Origin of the sequence: Nocardia arthritidis (assembly GCF_011801145.1) — a bacterium.
GTDB classification, from domain to species: domain Bacteria; phylum Actinomycetota; class Actinomycetes; order Mycobacteriales; family Mycobacteriaceae; genus Nocardia; species Nocardia arthritidis_A.
In genome coordinates, this window is the sequence record NZ_CP046172.1 from 6,339,915 (window position 1) to 6,366,905 (window position 26,991).

Consider the following 26,991-nt stretch of genomic DNA (forward strand, 5'->3'; position numbering starts at 1 on the left):
TCACTCGGCCCCGCGACCCGCACCCGGCGGGTCGCCCGGCAGACGGGTCAGTGCCGCCGCTTCTGCCGCTTTCCGCTCGGGCGCGCACCTGGGCGTGGTCCGGCGCCCGCGGGGCGCGGCATCTGCATGGTCGGCTCGTCGAAGTTGCGTCCGGTCGCGGCCTGCACCCGGCGCTCGGCCGCGGCTCGCGCCGCCGCACCGGCCTGCCCGTTGCGCCGCGCGAGCACCTTCTTGGTGTGCTGCGCCACCGGACCCCAGCGCTCCTTGATCGAAACCAGCAGCGGCACCGCGAAGAAGATCGACGAGTACGCGCCGACGATCATGCCGACCAGCTGCACCAGCGCCAGATCCTTCAGCGTGCCGACGCCGAGCAGCCATACCGCGATCACCAGCATGCCGACGATCGGCAGGATGCCGATGACGGTGGTGTTGATCGACCGCATCAGCGTCTGGTTGGCCGCCAGATTCGCCTGCTCGCCGTAGGTGCGCTTGGTCAAATGCAGTACGCCCCTGGTGTTTTCCTCCACCTTGTCGAAGACGACGACATTGTCGTAGAGGACGTAACCGAGGATGGTGAGCAGACCGATGACGGCGGCGGGCGTCACCTCGAAACCGACCAGCGAGTAAATACCCGCCGTGACGATCATGTTGAAGAACAGCGAGGCGATGGCCGCGATGGACATATCGCGTTCGAACCGGATCGCGATGTAGACCATGGTCAGCAGGATGAACACGCCGAGCGCGATGAGCGCCTTGCGGGTGATCTGCCCACCCCAGGTCTCGCTGATCTGCGCGACGGAGATGGCGTTGCGGCTCTGGTTACCGCTGCCGTCCTTCGGGTGGAAGGCGTCGAACAGCGCGGTCTGCAGTTTATCGGTCTGCGTCTGATCCAGTGTGTCGGAACGGATTTGGATGGATGCGGCACCGCCGGAGCCGACCTGCTGCACCGAGACCGGCTTGTGGCCGATGGCGGTGGCGTACACATCCTCGACCTTCGAGGTGGTGACGCCCGCGGCGGCGGGCAGCGCAATGCGCGAACCGCCCGCGAAATCGATGCCGAGGGTGAAGCCCTTGATGCCGATGCTCAGCGCCGATATCAGGATGAACGCCGCGGTGAGCGCGTAGTAGAACTTGCGCTTGCCGACGATCTCGAATCCGCCGGTGCCGGTGTAAAGGCGTTCGAAGAAGCCATGTTTCGGCGCGGTGGCCTCGTAGTCCAGTTCGTCGGTCAAGGTGGCCGGGTCGATGGTTGGGCTGGAGTTGCTCATCGTCGTGCCGTCTCCTTAACCGTGATGCTGCCCGCCTTGCGTTCCCTGGCGAGTTGCTGGATAGCGCCGAGTCCGTTGACCGACGGCTTGGCCCAGAACTGCGACCGGGACGCCAGCATCATCAGGGGCGCGGTCACCAGGTAGAGCACGATCACGTCGAGCACGGTAGTGACGCCGAGGGTGAACGCGAAACCCTTCACCTGCCCGGCGGCCAGGATGTAGAGCACCACCGAGGCGATGAGGCTGACCGTCTTACCCGAGAGGTTGGTGCGCTGGGCGCGGGCCCAGCCGCGCGGCACCGCCGAACGGAAGCTGCGGCCCTCGCGCATCTCGTCCTTGATGCGTTCGAAGAAGACGACGAACGAGTCGGCGGTCAGACCGATACCGATGATCAGACCGGCGATACCGGCCAGGTCGAGGGTGAAGCCGATCCATCTGCCGAGCAGCACGATCAGGCCGTACACCGCGACGCCCGAGGCCACCAGCGAGAAGCCGGCGAGAAAGCCGAGCATGCGGTAGTAGAGCAGGCAGTAGACGAGAACCACGGCCAGGCCGATCGCGCCCGCGAGCAGGCCGGCGCGCAGCGAGGACAGGCCGAGGGTCGCCGAAACCGATTCCGCCTCCGAGGTCTGGAACGACAGCGGCAGCGAACCGTACTTCAGCGTATTGGCCAGGTCGCGGGCGCTCGCGGCGGTGAAGTTACCGGAGATGCGGCTGCGGCCGTCGGTCTGCACGCCCTGCACCGTCGCCGCGGTGATCACCTTGGTGTCCAGCACGACCGCGATCTGCTTGCCCAGGTACTCCTTGGTCAGCTCGGTCCACTGGTCGGCGCCGGTGGATTTGAAGGTCAGGTCGACCACGTTGCGGGCTTCCATCTTGTCGAAACCCGAAGTGGCGTTGGCGATTTCCTCACCGCTGATCCGGCTCTTGTCCAGCAGGTAGACGTTGCCGTCCGAACCGCAGGCCACCAGCGGCAGGTTCGGGTCGTCGGCGCCGGCCAGCGGATCGGGCTTGGAGCAGTCGAGGGTTGCCATCGCCTGCTGCTGCACGGCCGGGTCGGTGCTCTGGCGCAGCGCCTTCGCGGCGGCGATCTCCTTTTCCGCCTTCTGCTGCGGGGTCAGATCGCCGGTCGGGGTCTGCGTCGGAGTCGGCGTCGGGGTCGCGGGGGCCGAGGTGGGCGGCTGCTCCTGGCCGGTCGGTCCCTGTGCCGGGAACACTCGGTTCTGCGGGGCGGGCTGCTGCTCCGGGGCGGGCTGTTCAGGAGCCGCGGGCGCCGGAGGGGACGCGGGCGCCGGCGCGGTCGACGGGTTCTCGCCGGGAGCGAGTGCGGGCGGGGCCGACGGCGCCGGAGCACCGGTGCCCGTGTCCTGCTTGGAGCCCTTCGCGGGTGCGATACCGCCCGGCATCACCGGACGGATATAGAGCTTGGCGGTCACCGCCAGGCTCCTGGCCTGCTGACCGTTGTCGCCCGGGACGGTGACGACGAGGTTGTCGCCGTCGATGACCACCTCGGAGTTCGTCACACCGAGCCCGTTCACCCGGCTCTCGATGATCGACTGCGCCCGATGCAGGCTGTCTTGGCTCGGTTTGCTGCCGTCCGGGGTGCGGGCGGTCAGCGTGACCCGGGTCCCGCCTTGCAGATCGATACCGAGCTTCGGCGTTGGGGCCTTGTCACCGGTGAAGAACACCAGCGCGTAGATGACGGCCAGCAGCGCGGCGTAGACGCCGAGCAACCGGAACGGATGCCCCGTTCCCTTGGAAGGTGGCACAGTACGTATCTCCTAGGCGGGAGGTCGACGGTGGAACAGGCGAGCGCGCCCGGCCGCATATGGTCGGGCCTGCGCCGGGCGCCCTGATGGTGGCGAGTGTCAGTCCTTGGTCAGCCGGGTCTCGGTCTGCTCCGCGGACTCCTCGACCGGAGCGCTCTCGGGCGCGTCGGTCGCGGCATCGTCGGCGGTCTCCGCGGCCGTGTCCTCGGCGCGCACCTCGCTGATCGCGCGGCGCAGCCAGGTGGTCACGACATCCTCGGCGATTTCGAGGTCGACGGTGGTGTCGTCGATTTCGACCACCGTGCCGTAGAGCCCCGACGTGGTGATGACTTGGTCGCCGATTTTCAGGTTGTCCTGCATGGAGGCCACCTTCTCGGCCTCCCGCTTCTGGCGGCGGACGCCGAGGAACATCGGCACTAGCAGGGCTACCAGCAGCAGCGGTAACAGGAGTTCCATCGTCGAAGTCAGTCCCTAGTGTGTGGGTCGGATCGGGCAAGTACCCACACAGTCTGCCAGTTCATGTCGTTATCGACACACCGGCATGCCAGGTTCGACACGCCAGATCCGGCCATCCGGCCCAGAAGACGCCGATGCGCCGGGGACGCTTGGCGAATCAGCGTCCCCGGCACGGATGCGGCGGTTCCCGGTTGTCTACCGCGGCCAGGTGTTCTGCACGACGTAGAAGCCGTACGGATTACCTGCCGGATCGCCTGTCCTGTCCTTCTTGATCTCCTGGCACGGCTCGACGCTGCCGCCCAGGTGCTGATTACTGAACAGCGCCCTGGACTGCGCCGTTACGCGGGCCTCGCAGCTCTGCCGATCCGAGTAGCCCCAGACCTCCGACGTCGTCGAGCCGTGGGTGGTGACCTTGTGATAGATGAGGTTCGCCTCCGCGTTGGCCGTTCCCGCACCGAGCGCGATCACCGCGCCGACGCTCGCGGCCAGGCCGGTGACACCCGCCAGCCGACGCATCGTGTTACCCATGATTCCTCCCCTTCCCGGAAGTTTTCTCAGTGCGAGAACGTGACCTGGACACCGGTCACGTTCGGGGTCGTCGCCCGGATGCCGGGCACCGCGAGGACGTTCCCCCACGGGACGCAGCCGGTGGAGTTCGGAATCGAGTACCACTGCTCGTTTCCGTTGATGTCGTAACCGCGCGCCTGCACCACCGGTATGCCGTTGCCGATGATGTTGATCGTGTAGCAGACCTGGTGGCCGGGGCTCCCGGCCACGTTGCAGCTGGAATTGGCGACCGGCCCCCACTTGTTCAGCGGTGCGGCGAATGCCCGCCCGCCGCACGATCCGGCCTGTGCGGACGGCGCGGACAGCAGGTCGGAATTCGCCACCAGCGGAGCGGCGGCCGCGACACCGGCGATCGCCAGCACACTCGCGGCACGCGCGGCAGACTTCATAAATACTTTCATTTCACATTTCCCCAATACTTCGGTGACGCGGATTCGGCCGCCCGGCCGATCCCCCCGGCGAACACACCGCGGCATTCGGCCGCCACGCGGACGAATCCCAATAGTCCTGAGCTCCAAAGACTTTCGGTGCGTTCACAAGATTGGATGCGCCGGGTCGCCCCGGCGTTCCCCAATGTGACCGGCATCACAAATAGATCCGCCCCGACCTGAGGGTCGGGGCGGGCCAAATGCTGTGGCGCACCGTGCGTTACCTGGTAGGAGCGGCGAATTCACCTTTCTGGGAAGGAGATCCGCGCACCGCGCGTTTGCGCGGGATCAGGCGGCAGCCGGGCCGTAGCTGTAGTCGTCGAGCGGGAAGGTGACCGCCTCGCGGTGGGCGTTGACCGTGCTGGTCGGGCGGAGCAGGGCGGCCTCGCCGTGCTGGTTGAAGTAGTAGCTGCGCGCGGTGGAGCAATCGCCGCCGTAGAAGACCGAGGAGCCGAGCTTCTCGGTGACGCGGTCCAGGAATTCGGTGTTCGCGCGCTCGGTGACCTCGAAAGTCGTTTCCCCGCGCCGGAACAGCTCGCCGAACAGCCTGCCCATATGCTTCATCTGCGCCTCGATGGTGGTGAAATAGGACAGGCCGCTGTACGAGTACGGGCTGTTGAGGCTCAGGAAGTTCGGGAACTTGGGCACGGTTATGCCCTCGTAGGCCTGGAATCGGTTGTCGCGCCACCACTTTCCGAGGTTCACACCCTCGCGGCCGATGATCTCGATGGCCGGGAAGTTCACATCCCACAGGTTGAAGCCGGTGGCCAGGATGAGAGTGTCGATCTCGGTCTTGTGGCCGTCCGCGGTGACGATGCCATCGGCCTCGACGTGATCGATGGAGTTGGTCTCCAAGCGCACGTGCGGCTGGTTGAAGGTGCGGAAGTAGGTGTTGGAGAAGGTCGGGCGCTTACAGCCGAAGTCGTAGTGCGGGGTGAGCTGCTTGCGAATCTCCTTGTCCCGCACCTGCGCTCGCAGATGCGCCTTGGCGAGCACGCCCGCGCCCCGATTCAGTAGCTTGGCGTGCTTGAAGTGCAGTACGCCGATCACCATCAGCGCCTCTAGCAGGCTCGTATTCACCAGGCGCGCGGCCTTTTGCGTCACAGGCACTTTCGCGAACAACTGCTGGACGGCGGGCGGGATCGCGGCATCGATCTTGGGTACCACCCAGATCGGGGTGCGCTGAAAGACGGTGAGCGCCGCGGCCTTCTTGGCCACCTCGGGAATCAACTGGACGGCGGTGGCGCCGGTGCCGATGACGGCGGCGCGGCGGCCGGTCAGGTCGAAATCGTCCTCCCACGCGGTGGTGTGAATGATCTTGCCCGCGAAGGTATCTATGCCGGGGAAGGGCGGCGTGTACGGCTGGGACAGGAAGCCGGTGGCGGCGAGCAGGTAACGGCCGGTGAGGGTTTCACCGCCGGCGACGGAGACCACCCACTGCTGGTGTTCGGCGTCCCAGCGGGCGCCGTCCACGACGGTGTTGAAGCGCATACGGCGGCGCAAACCATATTTGTCGGCAACATGTTCGGCGTACTTCTTCAGTTCGGCGCCGGGTGCGAACAGCCGCGACCAGTGCGGGTTCGGCTCGAACGAGTACGAGTAGGTCACCGAGGCGATATCGACGGCGAGGCCGGGATAGTGATTGACGTGCCAGGTGCCGCCGAGGTCGTCCTCGCGCTCCAGGATCACGTAGTTGCTCAGGCCTAGTCGGTCGAGCTCGATGCCCGCCCCCATACCACCGAATCCCGCGCCGATCACGATCGCGTCGAACTGAGGCGCCACGCCGAACCTCCTGGTTTGCTGAACCGTCCATCACAGAATGACACATCATTCCGTTTATGACGACTGTATCATCGGGGTCGTGACGAAGCCATCCACGCGGACCTCCCGCACCACCGGGAACGCCATGCAGCGCCGCAAGGCCGAACTGCGCCAGGCGATCATCGACACCGCGTTCGCGTGCTTCGCCGAGAAGGGCTACCACGCCACCGGAATCGCCGATATCGCAGGACAATTGGGCATCGGGCACGGCACCTTCTACCGCTACTTCAGCAATAAGCGCGACATCATCGACCACGTCATCGACGATCTGTCCGCCCGAATCGTCGACGCGCTCGGCACCGAGAACGCACCCGACGCGGCAACCACCCTGGACGAATACCGGGCCCAGATCGACCGGATCGGCGGCGCGCTCACCGGCATCCTGATCGACGACCGCCGCGTCGCACAGCTACTCCTTTTCCACGCGCCCGGCATCGACGACGAACTCACCGCACGGCTGTACGGACTGCTCGACACCGCCGACGCGCTCACCGCGGGCTATCTCGACCACGGCGTCGAACTCGGTTATCTGCGTGCCGATCTCGATACGGCGAACACCGCCCGCGCGGTCACCGGAATGCTGCTGGCCGCCATCGTGCACGGCCTGCGCGAACCCGACGAGGCGGCCATCGCCGGGCTGAACCAGGCGATTCGCCGATTGCTCATCGACGGCGTCCGGCGCGACTGACCGGTTCGCTCTTCGCTCGCCCCGCGATAACCCGCGGGAATTCCACTCGGGTAGCGAACATTTCGCGAATCGCCCGGCGTAAGGTGATGCTCATGCGGGTCGGGGGCTCGAATACTGGTTGAAGACCGCCGGGTACGAGATTCGCATATTCGGCCGGAACACGACGGAGGGCCTGACAGAATGTCGCGGGTGACACCGGAAGATGTGAGTCGCACCCACTTCGGCATGCCTGCCATGGGGCATCGCGGCTATCACGCCGACGAGGTGGACGCCTTCCTCGAAGCGGTCTGCGCAACCCTCGACGGACGCGGCGCCCTCACCGCCGACGATATCCGCCACGTCAGCTTCGACGCCCCGCGCTTCGGCGGCCGCGGCTACGAGGCCGAACAGGTCGACGAATTCCTGGACCGGGTGCGGGTGGAGCTGGAGTTCCGCCAGCTCGGCAGCCGTCCGGTGCCCGCGGGCGTCAACGGCAACGGCCACACCCTGCTCACCGCCGACGACGTACATCGCATGCGGTTCAGCCCCGCACCCGTCGGCCACCGCGGCTACCACCGCGACGAGGTCGACGCCTTCCTCGACCTGGTCGCCGCCACCCTCACCCACGACGGGCCCGGCAGCCTGACCGTCGCCGACGTCAAATCGGTCCGCTTCACCGAGGCCCGTTTGGGCACCCGCGGATATCACCGCGAGGAGGTGGACGCGTTCCTCGACCTGGTTGTCACCGCCATCGAACACGCCGACCAGCAGCACCATCATCTTCGGTGGATCCACCGCGAATAGGTTTGCGGCAGGGGCGGTCTCGCGCCCGGGTCTTCGGGGCAGTTGCCGGGTGAGCACGTCACTGCGACCGGATCAGCCAGGTCATCGGCAAGTTGGGTGGTCGCGTCGCTGTGACAACGGGGCCACCCCGGCTGAGTGGCGATGCTCGCATTCGGCATTCCTCTTCGCCTCGGTTCGGAGGGATCGGTGAGTTGGGGGTCGCGGCGCTACGGCGACCGGATCGCCTTAGATGGCGGGATGTATTCGCATGCGGTGTTCCGGTCTCCCGCTCGATTTGGACGGATCGGTGGGTTGGGTTGGTGGTCGCGTCGCTACGACGACTGGATCGCCCGAGGTGGGCGCGTGGTGCGTTGGTATGCGGAGTTCCGGTCACCCGCTCGATTAGGAGGGATCGGCGCCTTGGGTTGGTGGTCACGTCGCTACGACGACTGAATCGCCCGAGGTGGGCGCGTGGTGCGTTGGTATGCGGAGTTCCGGTTCCCCCCACGGATTACGTTGTTCCCGCGTAGGTTTCGGCTTCTCGCACTTGCAATAGCTTGCGTGCGAAGCCAATTGCTGTGCGCGAACCGGGGGTACCGGTGTGTCGAGCGACGCGTGCCACCGGTGCGTCGCCGGGCAGGGGCAACTCGCGGGACGCCTGGGTTTGCACGCTGACGCCAGCCACCTACGTGTTCAAAGGTGAAACAGGGTGGCTGCACCCCGTCTTCGAACCGTGCATTGGTTGTACGGGGTGCGCGCCATAGAGACGGCGTGCGGCGGCATCGGGAGGGGCGTGATCAACACGACCAAGCATTGGCGGCCCTGGTGCGGACGAGACGCTGTTCGCCAACGTGCAGCGCGCCCACCTCGGGCGATTCAGTCGGCCTGGGTGGACAAAATCAGCTGGGATATGCGGAAATCTCGCGGAAGTCGTCTGGTTTTGGCCGTTCAGGCCGGATGCTACAGCGCCGGTAGGTATATCGGCCTCACTCCGAGTGCGAAACCGCACCTCCGCATGCCAACGCACCCCGCGCCCACCTCGGGCAATCCAGCCGTCGTAGCGACGCAACCATCCACCGACGCACCGATCCCCCACGACGGCACCAGCACAGCACAGCCCCGGACACAACAGCGCCGGTACAGATTCCGGCCTCACTCCCGATGCGAACCGCACCGCCGCATGCCAACGCACCCGCACCCACCTCGGGCAATCCAGCCGTCGTAGCGGCGCGACCATCCGCCGACGCACCGATCCCCCACGACGGCACCAGCGCAGCACAGCCCCGAATGCAACAGCGCCGGTACGTATATCGGCCTCACTCCCGATGCGAACCGCACCGCCGCATGCCAACCCACCCCGCGCCCACCTCGGGCAATCCAGCCGTCGTAGCGGCGCAACCGTCCGCCGACGCACCGATCCCTCGCGGACGGCACCGGCGCAGCACAGCCCCGACGCAGCCTTGCTGTATGTCGGACGGCAGACTGTTGCGAGGTGACGTGCTCCGGCGACCACAGGTATCGAGGGGGAACAGCGTGACAGATGATCAGCAGTGGCAGCGGCCCGATTCGGGGCAGGCGTATCCACGGGACTATCCGACTCGGATTCAGCCGCAGCAGGCGTACGAGTATCCGCCGTTGGACGGTGGGCAGCAGCCGTATGAATATCCGCCGCTCGACGGCCAGCAGTCGGCGCATGGCCAGCAGCCGAGCGATGCACAACTGCCATATCAGAGCCAGCAACCCCACCAAGGCCAGCAGCCATACCAAAGCCAGCCGACCTACCAAGGCCAATCGCCCTACCAGGCCCAGCAGCCGTACCAGGGCCAGCAGCCCTACCAGGGTCAGTACCCAGACCCCACTCAACAGCCCTACCAGGGTCAGTACCCAGCCCCGTATCAGACCCCGCCGCAACGCAATACCGGCCTGATCGTCGGCATCATCGTGGTGGTGATCGTCCTGATAGGGGCGGGAATCACCGCGGCGGTGGCATTCACCAACAAGTCGACGCCGGTGCAGGCCGCGGAGACCACCACCGCCGCGCCGACGACCGGTGCACCGACCAAATCGACGTCACCGTCCACCTCGGCGCCCAAGTCGCCGAGCACCACCGCACCGGTGATCGCCGGGTTCCAGGGTGTCGCGGTGCCGTCCCGCGGTATCGCCTATGACGTGCCCGCGGGCTGGAAGGTCGATTCCGAGAGCGTGATTCGCGGTTATGAGGATGCGAGCGGCAACCGGATCTCCGGCACCGGAACCGCGGCCGACGGCGAGAAGTACTGCCCGGGTTCGGGCACCCGGTCGATGTCGTTCGTCAGCAGGTCCGATCTGACCGATCCAGCGGCGGCCGCCGCCAATGTCGGAAAGAGCGCGGCCACCCTCGGCTATGACGATCCGAGTGGCGGCTCGGCTTCGGCGCCTGCCCCGATCGCGGCGGGCGGCGGTATCAGCGGGCAGATGGTCGAGACGTCCGGGAGTTGGCATCCGGCCAAACCCGGTTGCGCGACAACGCGATACTCGGTGTACACCTTCGCCTTTCCTGGGCCGCGGAATCCGATGCTGGTGTTGACGATCGGCGCGGATCGCGGGGTCGACGGTGAGGTGACGCCGGAGCTGGCGCGCCAGATCTTCGCCAGCGTCCGCAAACTCTGATCAGGTGTCGAACAGGTCGAGGGTCGGCTGCGGTTCGCGGCCGCGCACCTCGATCGAGCCGAATACCAGGTCGGGGGGCGGGACGAGGCCGAGGTGTTCCCAGGCCGCGGCGGTGGCGACGCGACCACGCGGGGTGCGGGCGACCAGCCCGGCGCGGACCAGGAAGGGTTCGCACACCTCCTCGACGGTGGCGGCCTCCTCCCCCACCGCGACGGCGAGCGTCGAAACACCAACGGGCCCACCGCCGAAGCTGCGGACCAGCGCGCCGAGCACCGCGCGGTCGAGCCGATCGAGACCGAGCACGTCGACGTCGTAGACCTCGAGCGCGGCCTGCGCGATGGGCCGGGTGATGAGACCGTCGGCGCGCACCTCGGCATAGTCGCGGACCCGGCGCAGCAGCCGGTTCGCGATCCGGGGCGTGCCGCGGGAGCGGCCCGCGATCTCACCGGCGGCATCCGGTTCTATGGCGACGCCGAGGATATGCGCGGAACGCTGCAGAATGTGCAGCAGTTCGTCCGGATCGTAGAAATCCATATGCCCGGTGAAGCCGAAGCGGTCGCGCAGCGGGCCGGTGAGCGCGCCGGACCGAGTTGTCGCACCCACCAGCGTGAACGGCGCGATCTCCAGCGGAATCGACGTCGCCCCAGGGCCTTTCCCGACGACGACGTCGACCCGGAAGTCCTCCATCGCAAGGTAGAGCATCTCCTCGGCGGGTCGCGCGATGCGATGGATCTCATCGATGAACAGCACATCGCCCTCGACGAGGTTGCTCAGCATGGCGGCCAGATCGCCGGCGCGCTCCAGCGCCGGGCCCGATGTGATGCGCAGCGCCGTACCGAGTTCCGTGGCGATGATCATCGCCATACTCGTCTTGCCGAGTCCGGGTGGTCCGGACAGCAGCACGTGATCCGGTGTGCCGCCGCGCTGTTTCGCGCCGCGCAGCACCAGCGCCAACTGTTCGCGCACCCGCGGCTGGCCGATGAAGTCGTCCAGCGATTTCGGGCGCAGGCTGGCCTCGATCTCCCCGTCGGACCGCAGATAGCTTGCGGTGACCTGGGATTCGGCCTCGTCCTGATGATCCATCACGTATTACCGATTCTTGCCGAGCAGGCCGAGCGCGGCCCGCAGCGCGGTCGAGGTGTCGGCGGCGGGCTGTTCGGCCAGTACCGAATCCACGGCCGGCTCGGCCTGTTTCAGTGCGAATCCGAGCCCGGTGAGCGCCTCCACCACCTGGTCGCGCACCGGGGTGAGCACGGGCGCCGACGTCGCGCCGGGTGGACCCGACTGCACCGGAACGAGATTCACCTTGTCCCGCAGTTCGACGACCATGCGCTCGGCGCCGCGTTTGCCGATGCCGGGCACCCGGGTGAGCGCGGCGACATTGCTTTCGGCCAGCGCCTTGCGCAGTGCCTCGGGTTCCAGTACCGCGAGCACCGCCATGGCCAGCCGCGGCCCGACGCCCGAAACCGTTTGCAGCAGACCGAAGAGGTCGCGGGCCTCGGTATCCGCGAAGCCGTACAGCGTCATCGAATCCTCGCGCACGATCATCGCCGTGTAGAGCCGGGTTTCCGCACCGCGGGTGAGGGTGGCCAGTGTGGCCGGGGTCGCGTTGAGCCGGTAGCCGACGCCCGCCGCCTCCAGCACCACATGGTCGAGCGCGATCTCCAGTACTTCGCCGCGTACCGACGCGATCACCCGCGCACCGCCTTTCGTTGTTCGGCAAGCTTTTCGGTGTACCGCCGCCGCACCTCGGCGGCCTGCGCCTCGGCCTTGGCCATCCGGTCCAGCAGCGGCGCCCGCCAACAATGACAGATGGCCAGTGCCAGCGCATCCGCCGCGTCGGCGGGTTTCGGCGCGACCTGCAGGCCGAGTATTCGGGTGACCATCGCCGTCACCTGCGCCTTGTCGGCCGAACCATTGCCGGTGACCGCGGCCTTCACCTCGCTGGGTGTGTGGAAGGCGACCGGAATTCCCCGGCGCGCCGCGGCCAGCGCGATGACGCCGCCCGCCTGCGCGGTGCCCATGGCGGTGCGCACATTGTGCTGGGCGAAGACTCGTTCGATGGCGACGGCCTCCGGTTTGTGCGTATCCATCCAGTGCTCGGCGGCGTCGGCGACGCGCAGCAGCCGGTGTGCGAGGTCGAGTTCGGTGGGGGTGCGCACCACGTCGACATCCAGTGCGGTGACCTTCCGGCCCAGCCCGCCCTCGACGACGCTGAGGCCGCACCGGGTGAGCCCGGGGTCGACGCCCATCACCCGCACGAAATCCCCTCTCCCAGACACGAACAACTGTTCGAGAGTCTAACGGAGGTCGGAGCCTCGTTATCCTAACGACACAGCCCGGCTTCAGCGACACGGATCAGGTCAGCCCGAGCAGCTCCGGCCGGTCCGCGCGCTCGCGCCAGGCGGCCGCCGGATCGGCGACCAGTTTGCGCCGCCGTAGATCCAGCACCCCGCTGACGTGACCGACCGTCGCGGCGATTTCACCGTCGGATCGGGTGAAGACGTGCTCGAGCCGGTAGGTCTTGCCCGCGCCCCAGATCCATGCGCAGCTGACCTCGACGGTCTCGCCGCCGCGCAGCTCGCGCTGGAATTTCAGCACGGTCTCCAGATTCACCGGACCGAAACCCGCGCCGATCATGTCGGGAATCGAGACACCTGCGGCCTGTAGGCAGGCCCAGCGCGCCTGATCCGCGAACTGGTGATAAGCGTGTCCGGCGACGTGCAATTGAGCATCGAGATCGGACACCCGGATGTCGATGCGGGTACTGAACACCACGGGCGTGACTATGCCAGCACCCACCGACAGATTCGGTCAGTCCACCGTGCCGAAGCAGCTGGCCGATGCCGAGTACTTACTCGAATAGGACTGCTGGGCAATGGTTTTGCCGTCGTGCACGATCGTGCAGCCGACGGTGCCGCCGGAGGAGCTGATCACCGATACGCTCGCCGACTTGGCAATGCCCTTGACCTTCACGTCTTTTCGCCACGGCAGCGAGACGCCCTTTTCCTCGTGGCTGACGAAATCGTCGGTGTAGTAGGTGACATCCACCGCGGAGGCGGTGCCGGTGACCTGGTAGGTCACCGAAATCTCCTGGTTCGCATCCTTGTTCAGCCGCCACGCGACCGTGCCGAATATCGCGAAACAGCCGCCCGCCAGCAGGAAGATCGCCAGTAGTACGCCGCCGAGCACCCACGGCCACACCGGCTTCGACTTGGGCGGCGGATACTGCGGCGGCGGGTAGTAGCCGTACTGCGGCGGCGGATACCCCGAGCCGGGTGGCGGCTGATAGGTCATCGATTCCCCTCCCGAAATCCCCGTGTGGACTGGGAAAACACTACCCGAATCGCGGCAAACCCGACAGTCGGCCACGCCGGTAAGTCGTATCGTCATAAGTCGATTCGACATATGTTCGAGACGACACTATGGTTACCGACATGACCAGCGCGCTGACCCTCGCGATCCTCGGCTTCCTCTACGAGGAACCGCTGCACGGATACGACCTGCGGGTGCGCATCGCGCGGCTGTCCGGGCACGCGAGCACCATCAGCCACGGCACGCTCTATCCGGCCATCAAACGAATGGAGACGGCGGGCCTGCTCACCAGGGCGGCGCAGCCCGGGACGGCCGCCGCGCCGCGGCACATGCTGGCCCTGACCGAGGCGGGCCGGGTCGACCTGCTGGAGCGGCTGCGCGCACCCGCCGATGCGTTCATCACCGACGCCAACCGGTGGTTCATACTGCTCGCCTTCCTGCGACACCTCCCGGATCCGGCCGAGCGCGCCGCCGTGCTGCGCAGGCGCCAGGCCTTTCTCGCCGAACCGAGCAGCTTCTTCTACGAGGGCGATCGCCCGCTGCCCGCCGAAGAGGTCGACGACCCGTACCGGCGCGGCATGCTGCGCATCGCCCGTGCCACCACCAAGACCGAAATGGACTGGCTCACCGCGACTCTGCGCGAGTTGACGGCGCTGGAAAGGACGGAATGATGCCGACGATGTCCGAACACGAGTGGCGGGCCTTCGTACTCACCGGGACGCGCACCGGGAAGCTGGCGACCCAGCGCAGGGACGGCCGCCCGCACGTGACCCCGGTGTGGTTCCTGCTCGACGAATCCGATTCGCCCCGTGTGGTTTTCACCACCTGGCACGATTCGCTGAAATACCGTGCGCTGCGCCGCGACCCGCATTTCGCGCTCTGCGTCGACGATCAGGAACCGCCCTACGGCTACGTCATGCTGGAGTGCACCGCCGAATTCACCGACGACCCAACGGAATTGCGCACCTGGGCGACCCGGATCGGCGCCAGGTACATGGGCGCGGACCGGGCGCAGGCATACGGGACCCGCAACTCGGTGCCCGGCGAATATCTGGTCAAGGCGAGAATCGACCGGGTGATCGCCGCCCGCGATATCGCGGCATAGCCACCTGTTCGCCGCCCACAGATTCGCTGGAGCGGGCTCACAGGGTGTCTCGAGGAATCGCCTCGACAATCCGGTAGGTGCCCGTTCTTCGAGCGCCCCTTGCCGCGCCGCCACCAGCCCCGCCGACGACACCGCTACCCACCCCGGCGGCGACTCCGGCCCCCGCGGCGCCGCAGTTGCCGCCCGCCGGGCTGAACTCCAACTTCCAGAACAACTTTCACCACGGCATCTCGCTGTTGCACGGCTGGCTGCCGATCACCGTCGAATTGCTGGCGGTGGCCGCGCTGGTGCTGGCGATCGGCTGGCGGACCCGCCGCTGGCGGTTGATCTGGCTCCCGGTGTGCGTGCTGGTCGGCGGCGCGGGCGCGCTCGCGGCCTGGGCGTACATGAACGATCAAGGGCTGGCCTCGGATCCGGCGCCGCCGCTGCTGTGGGTGTGCGTCGCCGCGACATTCGGCGCGATCGCGGTCGCCGCGCTCGGCTGGCGGAGCGCGCGCTGGTGGCGACGCGGGGTATCCGTGCTCGCGGTGCCGCTGGCGCTGCTGAGCACCGGTCTGGTGCTGAACCAGTGGGTCGGCTACTACCCCACCTGGCAGTCCGCCTGGAGTTCGCTCACCGCGGGCCCGCTGCCGAATCAGACCGATATATCCGCGCTGGCCGGGCTGCGCGGCACGAACGTGACATCCGGCAAGATCGTGCCGGTCCAGATTCCCGACTCCGGCAGCAACTTTCCGCATCGCACCGAATACGTCTATCTGCCACCCGCCTGGTTCGCCGGAGCGACACCGCCGCGACTGCCGGTGGTGATGATGATCGGGGGCGAATTCAATACGCCCGCCGACTGGGTCCGCAGCGGCCAGATCATGCCGGCGGTGGACAAATTCGCCGCGAGCAATGGTGGCCGCGCACCGATTCTCGCCTTCGTCGACTCCAGCGGCAGCTTCAACAACGACACCGAATGCGTGAACGGCCCGCGCGGCGACGCGGCCGACCATCTCACCAAGGATGTGCCGAGCTATCTCGAATCCCGGTTCGGCGCATCGGCCGATCCGGCGAATTGGGCGGTCGTCGGCTGGTCGATGGGCGGCACCTGTGCGGTCGACCTCACCGTGATGCATCCGGAGCTGTTCCACACCTTCGTCGATATCGCGGGCGACCTCGGCCCGACGTCGGGTGACAAGGAGCAGACCATCCGCAGGCTCTACGGCGGCGACGCGACACAGTGGGATCGGTTCGACCCGTTGACCGTAATGGCCAAGCATGGCCAATACACCGGTGTCGCAGGGCTTTTCGACGATCTGACCCCGCCGCAGCGCAATGGCGGGCCGGGTAAGCCCGGCAACTTCCATCCGCCGAAGGTGGACGAGGGCGCGATCGGCTTCGGCGGACACGACGGGGTGTACGACACCGGCGAGGTCGGCGCGGCGGAGAAGCTGTGCGACGCCGGGCACGCGGTGGGTATCGACTGCACGATCCACACCACCAAAGGCGGGCATACCTGGCAATTCGCCACCGCGGCGTTCACCTCGTCGTTCCCGTGGGTGGTCGCGCGCGTCGGACTGCCGGTGCCGAATCAGGCGTAGTCACCGAAACGGGTAGGTGTGTGCTGTGACACACCTACCATCGGGGGATGAGTAACGCTGCGCGAGCTGTCTTGGAGGGCGGGCCGGCGGATTTGCCGACCCGCGTGGTCACCGTCACCCCGCCCGGCACCGAGATCAAGGTCCAATACAAGGGCGGCTACGAACATTTCGAGGCGACACCGCGATTGCAGGACACCGCCGAGGGCCCACTACGCGTTTACGCGTGGACCTACCGCACCGCCATCGCGGAATGAGGCGGTGATCGGGCCGCGGGCGTGTCAGCACACGCCCGCGGTCGTGTCCGCGCGGAAGGTACGCCGATAGGTAAGGGGCGCAACGCCGATCGCCTCGTGCAGATGCTGGCGCAGTGAGGCGCCGGTGGCGAAGCCGACCTCGCCCGCGATCCGATCCACCGGGAGGTCGGTCGATTCGAGCAGGCGCCGGGCCGCGAACATCCGCTGCTGAATGAGCCAGCGGCCCGGACTCATTCCCACTTCGTCGCGGAAGCGGCGCGCGAAGGTTCGTTTACTCATCCTGGCCTTGGCCGCCAGATCGTCCACGGTGAGTGGCAGCCGCAGATTCTCCAGCGCCCACTGGCGGGCGGCCGCGGTCCCCTGCGATGCGGACGGCGGCATCGGCTGCTCGATGTACTGCGCCTGACCGCCGTCCCGGAACGGCGGGACGACACAGCGGCGGGCCACCGCATTGGCCACCTCGCTGCCGTGATCGCTGCGAATCAGATGCAGGCACAGGTCGATGCCCGCGGCCGCGCCCGCCGAGGTGAGCACCTCGCCGTCGTCCACGTACAGCACGTCGGGATCGAGGTCGATCCGCGGGAAGGCGCGCCGGAACTCGTCGGCCACCGCCCAGTGCGTGGTGGCGGGCCGCCCGTCCAGCAGGCCCGCCGCCGCTACCACGACCGCGCCGGTGCAGATGGACACGATCCTGACGCCCGGCCGGATCCGGGCGAGCGCATTCGAAATGGGTTGCGGCAGTTGGCCAGCCCGGCCCGCCGCGTCGAGTATGGGTGCGATATCGCATGGCGGGATGATCACCGTGTCGGCGGTGGCGAGCACGGATTCGTCGTGTTCGACCGCGATCGCGAAATCGGCGATGGAGCGCACCGGCCGACCGCCGATCGAGCAGGTGATCACCTCGTATCGGCCATCGGCCGAACCGAATACGCGCATCGGTATACCGAGCTCGAAGGGGTACACCCCGTCCAGCGCCAGCACGACGACCCGGTGCGCGGTGATATCAGCCATGGCACGATCCTATCGAATAATGGCAATCGTGCCATTTTCTGCGGCGGCGAGCGGCGGCAAGCTGGTTCCCATGAACGAAGTGCCGAATACGATGCGCGCCATCAGCCAGGATGTCCTCGGCGGTCCCGAGGTGCTGCACGAGGTCGAACTCCCGGTGCCCACCCCGGGGCCGAGCCAGATCCTGGTCCGGGTCCGCGCCGCCGGGGTCAACCCCACCGACTGGAAGCATCGCGCCAGGAAAGGGCTGTTCCTGCCCGAGCCGCCGTTCGTACTCGGCTGGGATGTGTCCGGCGAGGTCGCGGCCGTCGGCTTCGGCGTCACCCTGTTCCGGCCGGGTGACGAGGTGTTCGGCATGCTGCCGTACCCGTTCGGCGTCGGCTCCTTCGCCGAATACGCGGTGGGCCCGGCCCGGGCCTTCGCCCGTAAACCCGCCAACCTGAACCATACCGAGGCGGGCGCGATCCCGCTCGCCGCGCTCACCGCCTGGCAGGCACTGGTGGATACGGCGAATCTGCAAGCGGGACAGCGGATTTTGATCCATGCGGCGGCCGGTGGCGTCGGCCACTTCGCGGTCCAGATCGCGAAACACCTCGGCGCGTACGTGATCGGCACGGCGAGCGCGGGCAATCACGAATTCCTGCGCTCGATCGGCGCGGACGAGACGATCGATTACCGCACAACGGATTTCGCCGAAGCGGTACGCGACGTCGACGTGGTGCTCGATACGGTCTCGGGCGACACCACCGTTCGGTCGCTGGATACGCTGCGGCCCGGCGGAATTCTGGTTTCGATACTCGGCCTGTCCGACGATGCACTGACACAGGCACACTCGCGCGGCCTGCGCGCGGTCGCCATGCTGGTGGAGGCCGACCACGCCGGTATGGACGCACTGCGGCGACTCGCCGAATCCGGTGCGCTGCGGCCGACGATCGCGGGCGCCTTCCCGCTGGCCGACGCCGCGAAGGCGCACGAACTCGGCGACACCAACCGCACCGTCGGCAAATTGGTGATCACGATGCCCTGATCCCAAGGGACACCGGCGAATACGACTCGGGGCGGCCCACTTCCGGTGGGCCGCCCCGAAATATTCGAGCGCTCAGTCCTCGAGCTGCGCGAGCACCTCGTCGGAGACATCCACGTTGGTGTAGACGTTCTGCACGTCGTCGCTGTCCTCCAGCGCGTCGACCAGCTTGAACACCTTGCGGGCCGTATCCGCGTCGGCCTCGACCGACACCGACGGCTGGAAGCCGGATTCGGCGGAGTCGTAATCGATTCCGGCGGTCTGCAGCGCGGTGCGCACAGCGATCAGGTCACCGGGCTCGCTGATCACCTCGAACGAGTCGCCCAGGTCGTTGACCTCCTCGGCGCCCGCGTCGAGCACCGCGGTGAGCACATCGTCCTCGGACAGTCCGTTCTTCTCCAGGGTGACGATGCCCTTGCGGTGGAACAGGTAGGACACCGAACCCGGGTCGGCCATGCTGCCGCCGTTGCGGGTCATCGCGACGCGCACCTCACCGGCGGCGCGGTTGCGGTTGTCGGTGAGGCATTCGATCAGCACCGCCACGCCGTTCGGGCCGTAGCCCTCGTACATGATGGTCTGCCAGTCGGCGCCGCCCGCCTCCTCACCGGCGCCGCGCTTGCGCGCACGCTCGATGTTGTCGTTGGGCACCGACGCCTTCTTCGCCTTCTGGATGGCATCCCAGAGCGTCGGGTTTCCGCCAGGGTCGCCACCGCCGGTCCGAGCCGCAACCTCGATGTTCTTGATCAGCTTCGCGAACATCTTGCCGCGCTTCGCGTCGATCACGGCCTTCTTGTGCTTGGTGGTGGCCCATTTGGAGTGGCCGCTCATGCCCTACTTCCTTCGGTCGGAGATACCTGACGTGCCCCGCCGACGGTAATGCCCGCGGCCGGACAGGCAACCAAGCCAGCCTACTCGGCGTGTCATGGTGCGCCGTCAGCGCCCGCGCACCAGGTCCACGAACAGTTCGTGCACCCGCAGATCGCCGGTGACCTCGGGATGGAAGGAGGTGGCGAGCACATTGCCCTGCCGCACCGCGACGATCCGCCCCGCGAACGGACCGCTCGGGATGGTCGCCAGCACCTCGACGCCGGGCCCGACCCGCTCGACCAGCGGCGCCCTGATGAACACCGCCCGCACGGGCGCATCGTCCAGTCCGGCGAAGTCCAGGTCGGTTTCGAACGAATCGACCTGGCGGCCGAATGCGTTGCGGCGCACCGTCATATCGATGCCGTAGAGATGTTTGGCATCGGGGCGGGTGTCGAGCACCTCCGAGGCGAGCAGGATCATTCCGGCGCAGGATCCGAAGGCGGGCATGCCATCACGCAGCCGGGCGCGCAGGGGCTCCAACAGTTCGAAGACCTCGAGCAGTTTGCTGATGGCGGTCGATTCGCCGCCGGGCAGGATCAGCGCGTCCACCGCGTCGAGTTCGGCCGCGCGGCGCACGTTCACCGGCGTCGCGCCGCAGTGCTCTATCGCGGCGAAATGTTCACGCACATCGCCCTGCAACGCGAGCACGCCGATGCGTGGCGTCCCGGTTCGCGCCGCATCCCGGACCTGTGCCGCAGCCACCGAATCCATGCCCGTCCTTTCCCTTATCCGGCTACGACAATACGGACATCGGCAATGTGTGCGCGCTCACCTGTCAACATTCCATCAACGCCCCTGGCGGACCGAACGGTTCGCGCGCACACTCGCGCTGGTGACAGATGTGTTACCGCGAGTTCGGTCGGCCTTCGGCGGCCCGGAGAAGACGGCGCCCGACCATCGCGGACTTACGGTCCTGACCGGCTTGGCCGGACTTTCCCTCGACGCCATGGCCTCGGTCTCCTACGGTCCGGAAGCGATCGTGCTGGTACTCGCCGCGGCGGGCGGCGCCGGACTCGGGCTGACCCTGCCGGTGACCCTGGCCATCGCCCTGCTGCTCGCCGTGCTGACCGCGTCCTATCGACAGGTGATCGCCGCGTTCCCGAACGGCGGCGGCGCGTACGCGGTCGCCAAGAAGCATCTCGGGCACCGCACCAGCCTCGTCGCCGCGGCCTCGCTGATCGTCGACTACGTGCTGAACGTCGCGGTATCGATCGCCGCCGGTGTCGCCGCGCTCACCTCGGCCTTCCCCGCCCTGCTGCCCTACACGCTGTGGATCTGCCTGGCCGTGCTGGTCGGCATCACCGCGCTGAACCTGCTCGGCATCACCGAGAGCGCACGGGCGTTCATGGTGCCGACCGTCATCTTCGTCGCGGGCATCTTCACCGTGATCATCGCGGGTCTGGTGCGCTCCGAACCGGCCGGCATCGCATCCGGCACGGCGACCGCGCTCGATTACCACACCATCGGAATCCTGTTGGTACTCAAGGCGTTTTCCAGCGGGTGCGCCGCGCTGACCGGCGTCGAGGCGATCGCGAACGCGGTGCCCAGCTTCGCCGCGCCGAAAGTTGTTCGCGCGCAACGCGCCGAGGTCGCGCTCGGCGGCCTGCTCGGCGTGATGCTGATCGGGCTGGCGGTGCTGATCCAGAAGTTCGATGTGCACCCGGTCGACGGCACCACCGTGCTCTCCCAGCTCACCGAGGCCGCGCTCGGCCACGGAATCGGTTACTACGTGGTGCAATTCGCGACCGTGGTGCTGCTGGCGCTGGCGGCCAACACCTCGTACGGCGGCCTGCCGACGCTCACCAAGATCCTCGCCGACGACAACTGCCTGCCGCACCGGTTCGCGGTGGCCTCGCCGCGGCAGGTGTACCGGTACGGCGTGCTGACCCTCGCCATCGCCGCGGGCGCGCTGCTCATCGGCGCGAACGGCGAGATGAACGCGCTGGTACCGCTTTTCGCGATCGGAGTGTTCGTCGGCTTCACCATCGCCCAGGTCGGCATGGTGCGGCACTGGCGGCTGGCGCACGGCGCGGGCTGGCAGTGGCGGCTGGCGCTCAACGGATTCGGCGCGGTGCTAACCTTCGTCGCGGCGATCGTCACCACGGCGATGAAGTTCGGCCAAGGTGCCTGGCTGATCGTGCTGGTGCTGCCGCTGCTGGTCTACGGGATGGAGCGAATTCGCGGCGCCTACACCAAGATCGGCGCCGTCCGGCGCGCAGACGAGCTCCCGCCCGCCCCGCAGCCGCGCGATTCGGTGGTGATCGTCCCGGTGTCCGAGGTCTCCGAATTGAGTTGCGAGGCACTGTCGGCCGCCATGTCCATCGGCAAAGACGTTGTCGCCGTTCATGTCTGCCTCGCGGGCGAATCGACGCGAGCCTTCACCAAGACGTGGGAGGCCTGGCATCCGGATGTCCCGCTGGTGCTGCTGCCCGATCACGACGCCACCGTCGGCGGGCCCGTCGCCCGCTACATCAGCGAGAAGTATCCGGACCGCCGCAAGGTCGTTGTCGTCGCCGAGGTGGATCCACCGCTCGGCTGGAACCGTGTCATCCCCAGTCACCGCAGCGACGAGCTGGAACGCGAGCTGCGCCGACTATCCGACACCGTGGTCTGCCACCTGCGCGTACAGGTGGCGTGATGGTTCCGGATGGGTGCGACGGCCACTCGCACCCATCCGGAACGAATCGAATTCAGTCCTCCCGCAACGTGCGGATCAGACCTTCCTGGACGACCGCCGCCACCAGATGGCCTTCCCGGTTGAAGATCTTGCCGCCGGTGAGGGCGCGGCCGAAGCCGGCCGACGGGGAGGACTGGTCGTAGAGCAGCCAGTCGTCGGCGCGGAAGGGGCGCAGGAACCACATGGCGTGATCGAGCGACGCGTTCTGGGTTCGCTCGTCCGGATGGGTCACCTTGGACGAGCCGAGCAGCGTCATATCGCTCATGTAGGCCAGGGTGCAGACATGGAACAGCGGGTCGTCGGGCAGCGGATGCCGGTAGCGGAACCACACCTGCTGCTGGGAGACGACGCCGTCGCGGCGGGCGATATCGTCGTGCGGCACGGTGCGGATATCCCAGTGCTCCCATTCGCGCATGGCCCACAGGCGTTCCGGGGTCATGGTGGTCTCGGCGTCCGGCAGTTCCTCCGGCCAACGGACCGGCGGCATCACATCCTGATGCTGCGGACCCTGATCGCCGATGTGGAACGAGGCCGACATGGTGAAGATGGCCGCACCGTCCTGCACACCGGTCACCCGGCGGGTGCAGAACGACCTGCCGTCGCGGATGCGTTCGACCAGGTAGACCGTCCGCTCCTCCGGATTGCCCGGCCGCAGGAAATAGCCGTGCAGCGAATGCACCTGGAAGCGCGGTTCCACCGTGCGCACCGCAGAGACCAGTGCCTGGCCGGCAACCTGACCGCCGAATGTGCGCGGAAGCTGGGTCTTGGTGGACGCGCCACGGAAGATATCCCGCTCGAGCCGCTCTATCTCCAGCGCCTCTTCGATTGTCGCCATGCGCTCGACATTATCCCGGCCGTAGTGCGGGACACATCCCGGCTACCGCGAACATGGGTGTGACATTCGCCCGATTCGTCGGCCCGCGCGCGGTTGCGCAAGATGGACGGCATGCGTTTCGTGCCGATCACCCAGGAGGGCCTGATCGACCTGGTGGTGGACCGGGTCCGCGAGTTCGAGGGTCATCCGGTGCTCGGCATCGATGGGTCCGACGCGGCCGACCCCGCCGGATTCGCCGCCAGGATCGCCGCGGCGCTGCGCGATCTCGGCCGCCCGGCCGAGGTGGTGTCGCTGCACGACTACGTGCGGCCCGCCTCGCTGCGCATGGAATTCGGACGGACCGACGAAATGTCCTATCGCACAGCATGGTTCGACTACGCGGCGGTGCGGCGCGAGGTGCTCGACGCGCTGCGTGCCGAATCCCGTTGGCTGCCCGCGCTGTGGGACGAGCGCACCGACCGCTCGGCCCGCGCCGCAGTGCGAACCGCCTTGCCGGGCACCGTTGTTCTGGTCGCGGGCCCGATGCTGCTCGGCCGCGGACTCGCCTTCGATCTCACGGTGCGCCTCGAGATGTCCGAGGCCGCGCTGCTGCGCAACACCGCGGAGCAGGACCGCTGGACGGTGCCCGCATTGCTCCGGCAGATGGACGAAAATCGGGATGCCCCAACGCTTCTCGTGCGCTGGGATCATCCGGACCGGCCCGCGCTGCGGACCGGATGATGTCGGCCTATGCCGCGCGCCGCATGGTCAGGAGAGCGCGGTCCGGGGCATCAGCGATGTAGCCGCGAATTCCGGGCCGCCGGCGGGTCAGCGGTGCTGTGCCAGCCGTCCGGCGATGCGATGCTGGTCGCCGTAACCGCGATAGTCCCTCGGCGCGCGAGGCAGCGGGCCCTGGGCTTGCGCGACGAGATTCGCGATATCGTTCATCGAATGCGTTGACTCGTCGAGTATTTCGCGCAGCAATACGATCTGCTCGACGATCGCGCGGTCCGATCCGGCGAGCCGGTGCGCCGTCGCGGCCGCGCCCTCGGCCGCGAAAACGGCGTTCAGTTCCCGCAATTCACCCATGCTGTGCCGGATCAGGAGTTTGCGCGCCCACTTCGATCCGGGGCACTGTCGGCTCGAGCCCGAAGGCCAGGCGCCAGGCGAATTCCAGGTGCGCGCCCGATAGCAGCGGATCCTCGCCGGCGAATTCGCGCCAGTCGACATCGAGCGCCAACCTCAGCAGCTTGCGCGAGCTCAGCTCGCGCCGCGTAGTCCGGTCTATCGCACCCTGCGCCAGCACCTCGTCCAGCAGCGCAGGCGGGAGGTGACAGTGCTCCGCGAGCAGAACCGCGTCGTACAGGTCCTTCGCACGCGGACCGCTGTCGCGTTCGGCCAACAGCCACAGCACCTTCCACGCCAGCGACAGTCGTCGGCTCGTGGTCCGCAGTGTGACAGACCGTCCGCCTGCGCCCGATAACGGGAATTCGGTCGACACCGGCGGATCGGGCAACACCTCGTCGAATGCGAAATCGAGGCGCACGGTACCCACCTGTCCGAAGCCGTGCCAGGGCAACACCAGCCGGATCCCGCTGCCGTTGTAATACGACCAGAGCCATTCCGTTTCGACGGACCGCAGGCCGATCCGGACAGGACTGCCGGATCGGCGGGAGATATTCACGGCGTGCCACCTGATGTCGTCGATGATCTCCCGGGGGTCTTCGTGCAGCCTGTGCTGGTGGACGGTCAGCACAAAGTCCAGATCGCCCGGCTCTCTGGCCAATTCGCCGAACCACGCGCGTAACACCGCGCTGCCGCGCAGCACCAGGTATTCACTCCACGGCGATTCCGCCACCGCGGCGAGCACGTGCTCGATGGCCGACCGCCGCGCGAACCACGCGGCCTCGACGTCCGTGGGCTCGGCGAAACCCGGTGTCCGGCAGAATCTTTGGTAGCTCAATTCCCGACACGGTGTCGCAGTCATGCCGCATCCGCCTCGACTATCCAACCCGCGTCCAGCGATTCGTCTGTGTCCAGGACGACGAATTCCCTTTCCACCGAGCAAACCTCGTATGCCGAGAGGGCCACGACGAGCGCCTCCGCCCTGGCCGCCGCGGTGCGCTCGCCGACCAGGCGGCACCGCTGGGTGACAAACCGCTCCAGCCGTCCGTCGGCGCGCACGCAGCGCGCGTTCGCCGACACGGGGTCGCCTCCAGCTTCATTCTGGTCACCGCGAAGCCCGCCGCCCGCAGATCGGCCGCGGTGGCCAGGACCGAATGCCACGCGCCCGCAGCGGTTCCCGTGTATCGCCGCGTCACCATCGGCTGATCGCGCACTCGGCCGCGGGCGAGGACAATGTGGGTGAATTTCAGATCATGTTGCCCCGCATAGCGGTCCAGCGCGTCGGCGCTCGCCGGATTCGGCGCGGCGACGGTGAGGTGCGCCTCGAATTCACCCGCGAAATCCGGTGGTTCCATCTCGATCACCGGGCCATCGTGGCAGAACCCACCGACAGGCTCGCCGCCCGATTATCCGGCGGTCACACCAATCGGTGGCCGCCGTCGACGTGCAGGACCGTGCCGGTGATGAACGGGTTGTCCATGAGAGCCGTTATGGCCTGGGCGATTTCGGCCGGTTTGCCGATGCGGCCGACCGGGAGGCGGGTCGCCAGCTGTTGGTGGCGTTCGGATTTGGCCGAACCGGCGATGGTGTCCCAGATCGGGGTGTCGATCCAGCCGGGCGAGACCACGTTGACGCGGGTCGGCGCCAGTTCGACGGACAGGGCGTAGGCGAGGGATTCGAGGGCACCGTTCGCGGCGGCGACGATGCTGGAACCGGGACCGGGTCGGTAGGCCGCGATACCGGAGGTGAAGGTGAGCGAGCCCCCGGGCGCGAGGCGGGCGTGCTTGCCGAGCAGCGCCGGACCGATCAGTTTGGCGTCCAACGTCTTTCGCGCGGTTTCCGGATCCAGCTCGGTAATCGGCTGGTAGACGCCGGTGACGTCGACGGCAGTGGTCACCACGTGATCCACCACCCCCACCTCGGCGAAAACCCGCTCGATATCGGCCTCGCGGGTGATATCGGCGACGACCGTACGAACCTTGCCGGGACCACCGGCCAGCGTCCGCTCCGCGGCGGCGAGCCGGTCGGCGTTACGCGCCGCGACGGTCACCTCCGCACCGTCCGCGACCAGTGCGGAGGCCAGCGCCAACCCCATGCCCGAACTGCCGCCGAAGATGACCACCCTGCGCGCCGCATTCATATTTGCTGTCATGACTCCAGTCGACCAGCGGCCGGGCCGAGTGTCCATGTCGGAGCGTCGAATTGGCGTTAGTCAGCGGCTAACACAGCAGGTGGCAAGGCATTTCACGACAAGAGTGCCAAGCGGTAGCTCATGGGCACGCCGGGGACTGCACGTTGAAGTTCTTCAGCCCGGCGCACACCCAACTCTGGGCGACCTTCCACTTGCCGTTCTCGGCGACGAAGGTGATATCGCCGGTGTTCTCCTGGCCGTTCACGGTGAACTTGACCTGGGCGTCGAGGGTGTCGCCGAACGGCGTCACCTTCGTGACCTCCGCCTGCGCGTTGGTCTGCTTGTACGCCTCGGCGAATTTGTTCGGCAGATCCGGATCGGCCTGCGCGCCCTGCACCATGTCCAGCTTCTCCGAATTCGGCACCGCCGGGTCGAGCGCCCGCTTCAGTTCCGCGTTCAGATCGGCGGCGGTCGGCACCGGCGGCAGGTTCGGGTCCGGTTTCGCGCTCGTCGACGTCGGGGTTTTCTTCGGCGTTTCCTTCGGACTGTCGCTGCCGCACGCGGTCAGGCCGAGCGCCGCCGTCAGCGCGAGGCCCGCGACGGCGATACGTCCGGTGCTACGTAAGTTCAATTGCTTGTCCTTCATTCGATGGGCTGCGCCTGAATTCCCCCGCGCATTC

Annotated in this window: 30 protein-coding genes; 10 read left to right on the forward strand and 20 right to left on the reverse strand. The window is 67.4% G+C overall.

The genetic code is table 11. From position 1 onward, the window contains the following. Positions 1 to 47 precede the first annotated feature (47 nt). The 6 genes from secF to F5544_RS28585 form a co-directional block, all read right to left on the reverse strand. Complete coding sequence (gene secF / locus F5544_RS28560) at positions 48 to 1,268, reverse strand: protein translocase subunit SecF (RefSeq protein ID WP_167476051.1); 1,221 nt, start codon at positions 1,266 to 1,268, stop codon at positions 48 to 50. Then, positions 1,265 to 3,037, reverse strand: coding sequence for a protein translocase subunit SecD (gene secD / locus F5544_RS28565; protein ID WP_167476052.1), 1,773 nt, complete (start codon positions 3,035 to 3,037; stop codon positions 1,265 to 1,267). The genes secF and secD overlap by 4 nt, the downstream gene beginning before the upstream one ends. 99 nt (positions 3,038 to 3,136) lie before the next feature. Continuing rightward, positions 3,137 to 3,493 (reverse strand): preprotein translocase subunit YajC, encoded by a 357-nt coding sequence (yajC, locus tag F5544_RS28570; protein ID WP_167476053.1) that lies wholly within the window; start codon positions 3,491 to 3,493, stop codon positions 3,137 to 3,139. A 195-nt stretch (positions 3,494 to 3,688) separates the two neighbouring features. Next, positions 3,689 to 4,021 carry a hypothetical protein gene (locus tag F5544_RS28575; RefSeq protein WP_167476054.1) on the reverse strand — a complete coding sequence of 111 codons (333 nt, stop codon included), beginning with the start codon at positions 4,019 to 4,021 and terminating at the stop codon, positions 3,689 to 3,691. Positions 4,022 to 4,047: 26 nt separating this feature from the next. Continuing rightward, a complete protein-coding gene (locus tag F5544_RS28580) occupies positions 4,048 to 4,449 on the reverse strand; it encodes a hypothetical protein (RefSeq protein ID WP_167476055.1) in 402 nt (133 codons plus the stop codon). Between the two features lie 327 nt (positions 4,450 to 4,776). Next, positions 4,777 to 6,270, reverse strand: a complete 1,494-nt coding sequence (locus tag F5544_RS28585) for a flavin-containing monooxygenase (protein ID WP_167476056.1) — start codon at positions 6,268 to 6,270, stop codon at positions 4,777 to 4,779. Positions 6,271 to 6,394: 124 nt separating this feature from the next. Between F5544_RS28585 and F5544_RS28590 the strand changes: the two genes are divergently transcribed. The 3 genes from F5544_RS28590 to F5544_RS28600 all read left to right on the forward strand — a co-directional run bounded on the left by F5544_RS28590 (position 6,395) and on the right by F5544_RS28600 (position 10,408). Continuing rightward, on the forward strand, positions 6,395 to 6,997 hold the full coding sequence (locus F5544_RS28590; protein ID WP_225727624.1) for a TetR/AcrR family transcriptional regulator: 603 nt from the start codon (positions 6,395 to 6,397) through the stop codon (positions 6,995 to 6,997). 180 nt (positions 6,998 to 7,177) lie between these two features. Next, positions 7,178 to 7,780, forward strand: coding sequence for a DivIVA domain-containing protein (locus F5544_RS47135; RefSeq protein WP_167476058.1), 603 nt, complete (start codon positions 7,178 to 7,180; stop codon positions 7,778 to 7,780). Between the two features lie 1,512 nt (positions 7,781 to 9,292). Continuing rightward, positions 9,293 to 10,408 carry a hypothetical protein gene (locus F5544_RS28600; RefSeq protein ID WP_167476059.1) on the forward strand — a complete coding sequence of 372 codons (1,116 nt, stop codon included), beginning with the start codon at positions 9,293 to 9,295 and terminating at the stop codon, positions 10,406 to 10,408. Here F5544_RS28600 and ruvB read toward each other — a convergent pair whose 3' ends face one another. From ruvB to F5544_RS28625, 5 genes are all read right to left on the reverse strand, one after another. Beyond that, positions 10,409 to 11,491 carry a Holliday junction branch migration DNA helicase RuvB gene (ruvB, locus tag F5544_RS28605; RefSeq protein WP_167479535.1) on the reverse strand — a complete coding sequence of 361 codons (1,083 nt, stop codon included), beginning with the start codon at positions 11,489 to 11,491 and terminating at the stop codon, positions 10,409 to 10,411. 6 nt (positions 11,492 to 11,497) lie between these two features. Then, a complete protein-coding gene (gene ruvA / locus F5544_RS28610) occupies positions 11,498 to 12,103 on the reverse strand; it encodes a Holliday junction branch migration protein RuvA (RefSeq protein ID WP_167476060.1) in 606 nt (201 codons plus the stop codon). Continuing rightward, a complete protein-coding gene (gene ruvC, locus F5544_RS28615) occupies positions 12,100 to 12,669 on the reverse strand; it encodes a crossover junction endodeoxyribonuclease RuvC (protein WP_167476061.1) in 570 nt (189 codons plus the stop codon). Before ruvC ends, ruvA begins: the two co-directional genes overlap by 4 nt. 97 nt (positions 12,670 to 12,766) lie before the next feature. Beyond that, positions 12,767 to 13,186, reverse strand: a complete 420-nt coding sequence (locus F5544_RS28620) for an acyl-CoA thioesterase (protein WP_167476062.1) — start codon at positions 13,184 to 13,186, stop codon at positions 12,767 to 12,769. A 36-nt stretch (positions 13,187 to 13,222) separates the two neighbouring features. Continuing rightward, positions 13,223 to 13,705 (reverse strand): MmpS family transport accessory protein, encoded by a 483-nt coding sequence (locus F5544_RS28625; protein ID WP_167476063.1) that lies wholly within the window; start codon positions 13,703 to 13,705, stop codon positions 13,223 to 13,225. 140 nt (positions 13,706 to 13,845) lie between these two features. Here F5544_RS28625 and F5544_RS28630 point away from each other — a divergent pair, with 140 nt between their 5' ends. The 4 genes from F5544_RS28630 (at position 13,846) to F5544_RS28645 (ending at position 16,665) form a co-directional block, all read left to right on the forward strand. Beyond that, positions 13,846 to 14,394, forward strand: coding sequence for a PadR family transcriptional regulator (locus F5544_RS28630; RefSeq protein ID WP_167476064.1), 549 nt, complete (start codon positions 13,846 to 13,848; stop codon positions 14,392 to 14,394). Continuing rightward, entirely contained in the window at positions 14,394 to 14,828 is a 435-nt protein-coding gene (locus tag F5544_RS28635; protein WP_203217367.1) for a PPOX class F420-dependent oxidoreductase, read from the forward strand. Before F5544_RS28630 ends, F5544_RS28635 begins: the two co-directional genes overlap by 1 nt. 77 nt (positions 14,829 to 14,905) lie before the next feature. Further along, positions 14,906 to 16,411, forward strand: coding sequence for an alpha/beta hydrolase (locus tag F5544_RS28640; RefSeq protein ID WP_194252438.1), 1,506 nt, complete (start codon positions 14,906 to 14,908; stop codon positions 16,409 to 16,411). Between the two features lie 47 nt (positions 16,412 to 16,458). After that, positions 16,459 to 16,665 carry a DUF5988 family protein gene (locus F5544_RS28645; protein WP_167476066.1) on the forward strand — a complete coding sequence of 69 codons (207 nt, stop codon included), beginning with the start codon at positions 16,459 to 16,461 and terminating at the stop codon, positions 16,663 to 16,665. A gap of 24 nt (positions 16,666 to 16,689) precedes the next feature. Here F5544_RS28645 and F5544_RS28650 read toward each other — a convergent pair whose 3' ends face one another. Continuing rightward, positions 16,690 to 17,676, reverse strand: coding sequence for a GlxA family transcriptional regulator (locus tag F5544_RS28650; protein ID WP_167476067.1), 987 nt, complete (start codon positions 17,674 to 17,676; stop codon positions 16,690 to 16,692). Positions 17,677 to 17,704: 28 nt separating this feature from the next. On the opposite strand from F5544_RS28650, the gene F5544_RS28655 reads away from it, so the two are divergent. Beyond that, positions 17,705 to 18,700: an NADP-dependent oxidoreductase gene (locus tag F5544_RS28655; protein ID WP_342760384.1), complete on the forward strand. Its 996-nt coding sequence runs from the start codon at positions 17,705 to 17,707 to the stop codon at positions 18,698 to 18,700. A 72-nt stretch (positions 18,701 to 18,772) separates the two neighbouring features. Here the strand turns inward: F5544_RS28655 and F5544_RS28660 are convergent, their stop codons facing one another. Together F5544_RS28660 and pdxT are read right to left on the reverse strand one after the other, a co-directional pair. Further along, on the reverse strand, positions 18,773 to 19,525 hold the full coding sequence (locus F5544_RS28660) for a YebC/PmpR family DNA-binding transcriptional regulator (protein WP_167476068.1): 753 nt from the start codon (positions 19,523 to 19,525) through the stop codon (positions 18,773 to 18,775). A gap of 105 nt (positions 19,526 to 19,630) precedes the next feature. Further along, positions 19,631 to 20,275 (reverse strand): pyridoxal 5'-phosphate synthase glutaminase subunit PdxT, encoded by a 645-nt coding sequence (gene pdxT, locus F5544_RS28665; RefSeq protein ID WP_167476069.1) that lies wholly within the window; start codon positions 20,273 to 20,275, stop codon positions 19,631 to 19,633. A 235-nt stretch (positions 20,276 to 20,510) separates the two neighbouring features. Between pdxT and F5544_RS28670 the strand changes: the two genes are divergently transcribed. Next, on the forward strand, positions 20,511 to 22,202 hold the full coding sequence (locus F5544_RS28670; protein WP_167479538.1) for an APC family permease: 1,692 nt from the start codon (positions 20,511 to 20,513) through the stop codon (positions 22,200 to 22,202). A gap of 52 nt (positions 22,203 to 22,254) precedes the next feature. On the opposite strand, the gene F5544_RS28675 is transcribed toward F5544_RS28670, so the two are convergent. Next, entirely contained in the window at positions 22,255 to 23,076 is an 822-nt protein-coding gene (locus F5544_RS28675; RefSeq protein WP_167476070.1) for an acyl-CoA thioesterase, read from the reverse strand. Positions 23,077 to 23,187: 111 nt separating this feature from the next. Here F5544_RS28675 and F5544_RS28680 point away from each other — a divergent pair, with 111 nt between their 5' ends. Beyond that, positions 23,188 to 23,796, forward strand: coding sequence for a hypothetical protein (locus F5544_RS28680; RefSeq protein ID WP_428847075.1), 609 nt, complete (start codon positions 23,188 to 23,190; stop codon positions 23,794 to 23,796). Between the two features lie 87 nt (positions 23,797 to 23,883). Here F5544_RS28680 and F5544_RS28685 read toward each other — a convergent pair whose 3' ends face one another. From F5544_RS28685 to F5544_RS28705, 5 genes are all read right to left on the reverse strand, one after another. After that, complete coding sequence (locus tag F5544_RS28685; protein ID WP_167476072.1) at positions 23,884 to 24,144, reverse strand: hypothetical protein; 261 nt, start codon at positions 24,142 to 24,144, stop codon at positions 23,884 to 23,886. Further along, positions 24,137 to 25,018: a nucleotidyl transferase AbiEii/AbiGii toxin family protein gene (locus tag F5544_RS28690; RefSeq protein WP_167476073.1), complete on the reverse strand. Its 882-nt coding sequence runs from the start codon at positions 25,016 to 25,018 to the stop codon at positions 24,137 to 24,139. The genes F5544_RS28685 and F5544_RS28690 overlap by 8 nt, the downstream gene beginning before the upstream one ends. Positions 25,019 to 25,038: 20 nt before the next feature. Next, entirely contained in the window at positions 25,039 to 25,260 is a 222-nt protein-coding gene (locus tag F5544_RS46025) for a hypothetical protein (protein ID WP_203217368.1), read from the reverse strand. Between the two features lie 337 nt (positions 25,261 to 25,597). Then, positions 25,598 to 26,332 carry an SDR family oxidoreductase gene (locus tag F5544_RS28700; protein WP_238846714.1) on the reverse strand — a complete coding sequence of 245 codons (735 nt, stop codon included), beginning with the start codon at positions 26,330 to 26,332 and terminating at the stop codon, positions 25,598 to 25,600. Positions 26,333 to 26,450: 118 nt separating this feature from the next. Then, positions 26,451 to 26,942: a hypothetical protein gene (locus F5544_RS28705; RefSeq protein ID WP_238846715.1), complete on the reverse strand. Its 492-nt coding sequence runs from the start codon at positions 26,940 to 26,942 to the stop codon at positions 26,451 to 26,453. Positions 26,943 to 26,991: the final 49 nt, after the last annotated feature.

What these genes read in the sequence shown, in the direction of transcription:
- secF (WP_167476051.1), bottom strand. Translation starts at nt 1,268, where the DNA reads ATGAGCAACTCCAGCCCAACCATCGACCCGGCCACCTTGACCGACGAA.
- yajC (WP_167476053.1), bottom strand. Translation starts at nt 3,493, where the DNA reads ATGGAACTCCTGTTACCGCTGCTGCTGGTAGCCCTGCTAGTGCCGATG.
- F5544_RS28575 (WP_167476054.1), bottom strand. Translation starts at nt 4,021, where the DNA reads ATGGGTAACACGATGCGTCGGCTGGCGGGTGTCACCGGCCTGGCCGCG.
- F5544_RS28580 (WP_167476055.1), bottom strand. Translation starts at nt 4,449, where the DNA reads ATGAAGTCTGCCGCGCGTGCCGCGAGTGTGCTGGCGATCGCCGGTGTC.
- F5544_RS28590 (WP_225727624.1), top strand. Translation starts at nt 6,395, where the DNA reads ATGCAGCGCCGCAAGGCCGAACTGCGCCAGGCGATCATCGACACCGCG.
- F5544_RS47135 (WP_167476058.1), top strand. Translation starts at nt 7,178, where the DNA reads ATGTCGCGGGTGACACCGGAAGATGTGAGTCGCACCCACTTCGGCATG.
- ruvB (WP_167479535.1), bottom strand. Translation starts at nt 11,491, where the DNA reads ATGGATCATCAGGACGAGGCCGAATCCCAGGTCACCGCAAGCTATCTG.
- F5544_RS28625 (WP_167476063.1), bottom strand. Translation starts at nt 13,705, where the DNA reads ATGACCTATCAGCCGCCACCCGGCTCGGGGTATCCGCCGCCGCAGTAC.
- F5544_RS28630 (WP_167476064.1), top strand. Translation starts at nt 13,846, where the DNA reads ATGACCAGCGCGCTGACCCTCGCGATCCTCGGCTTCCTCTACGAGGAA.
- F5544_RS28635 (WP_203217367.1), top strand. Translation starts at nt 14,394, where the DNA reads ATGCCGACGATGTCCGAACACGAGTGGCGGGCCTTCGTACTCACCGGG.
- F5544_RS28645 (WP_167476066.1), top strand. Translation starts at nt 16,459, where the DNA reads ATGAGTAACGCTGCGCGAGCTGTCTTGGAGGGCGGGCCGGCGGATTTG.
- F5544_RS28650 (WP_167476067.1), bottom strand. Translation starts at nt 17,676, where the DNA reads ATGGCTGATATCACCGCGCACCGGGTCGTCGTGCTGGCGCTGGACGGG.
- F5544_RS28660 (WP_167476068.1), bottom strand. Translation starts at nt 19,525, where the DNA reads ATGAGCGGCCACTCCAAATGGGCCACCACCAAGCACAAGAAGGCCGTG.
- pdxT (WP_167476069.1), bottom strand. Translation starts at nt 20,275, where the DNA reads ATGGATTCGGTGGCTGCGGCACAGGTCCGGGATGCGGCGCGAACCGGG.
- F5544_RS28670 (WP_167479538.1), top strand. Translation starts at nt 20,511, where the DNA reads ATGGCCTCGGTCTCCTACGGTCCGGAAGCGATCGTGCTGGTACTCGCC.
- F5544_RS28675 (WP_167476070.1), bottom strand. Translation starts at nt 23,076, where the DNA reads ATGGCGACAATCGAAGAGGCGCTGGAGATAGAGCGGCTCGAGCGGGAT.
- F5544_RS28680 (WP_428847075.1), top strand. Translation starts at nt 23,188, where the DNA reads ATGCGTTTCGTGCCGATCACCCAGGAGGGCCTGATCGACCTGGTGGTG.
- F5544_RS28685 (WP_167476072.1), bottom strand. Translation starts at nt 24,144, where the DNA reads ATGGGTGAATTGCGGGAACTGAACGCCGTTTTCGCGGCCGAGGGCGCG.
- F5544_RS28700 (WP_238846714.1), bottom strand. Translation starts at nt 26,332, where the DNA reads ATGACAGCAAATATGAATGCGGCGCGCAGGGTGGTCATCTTCGGCGGC.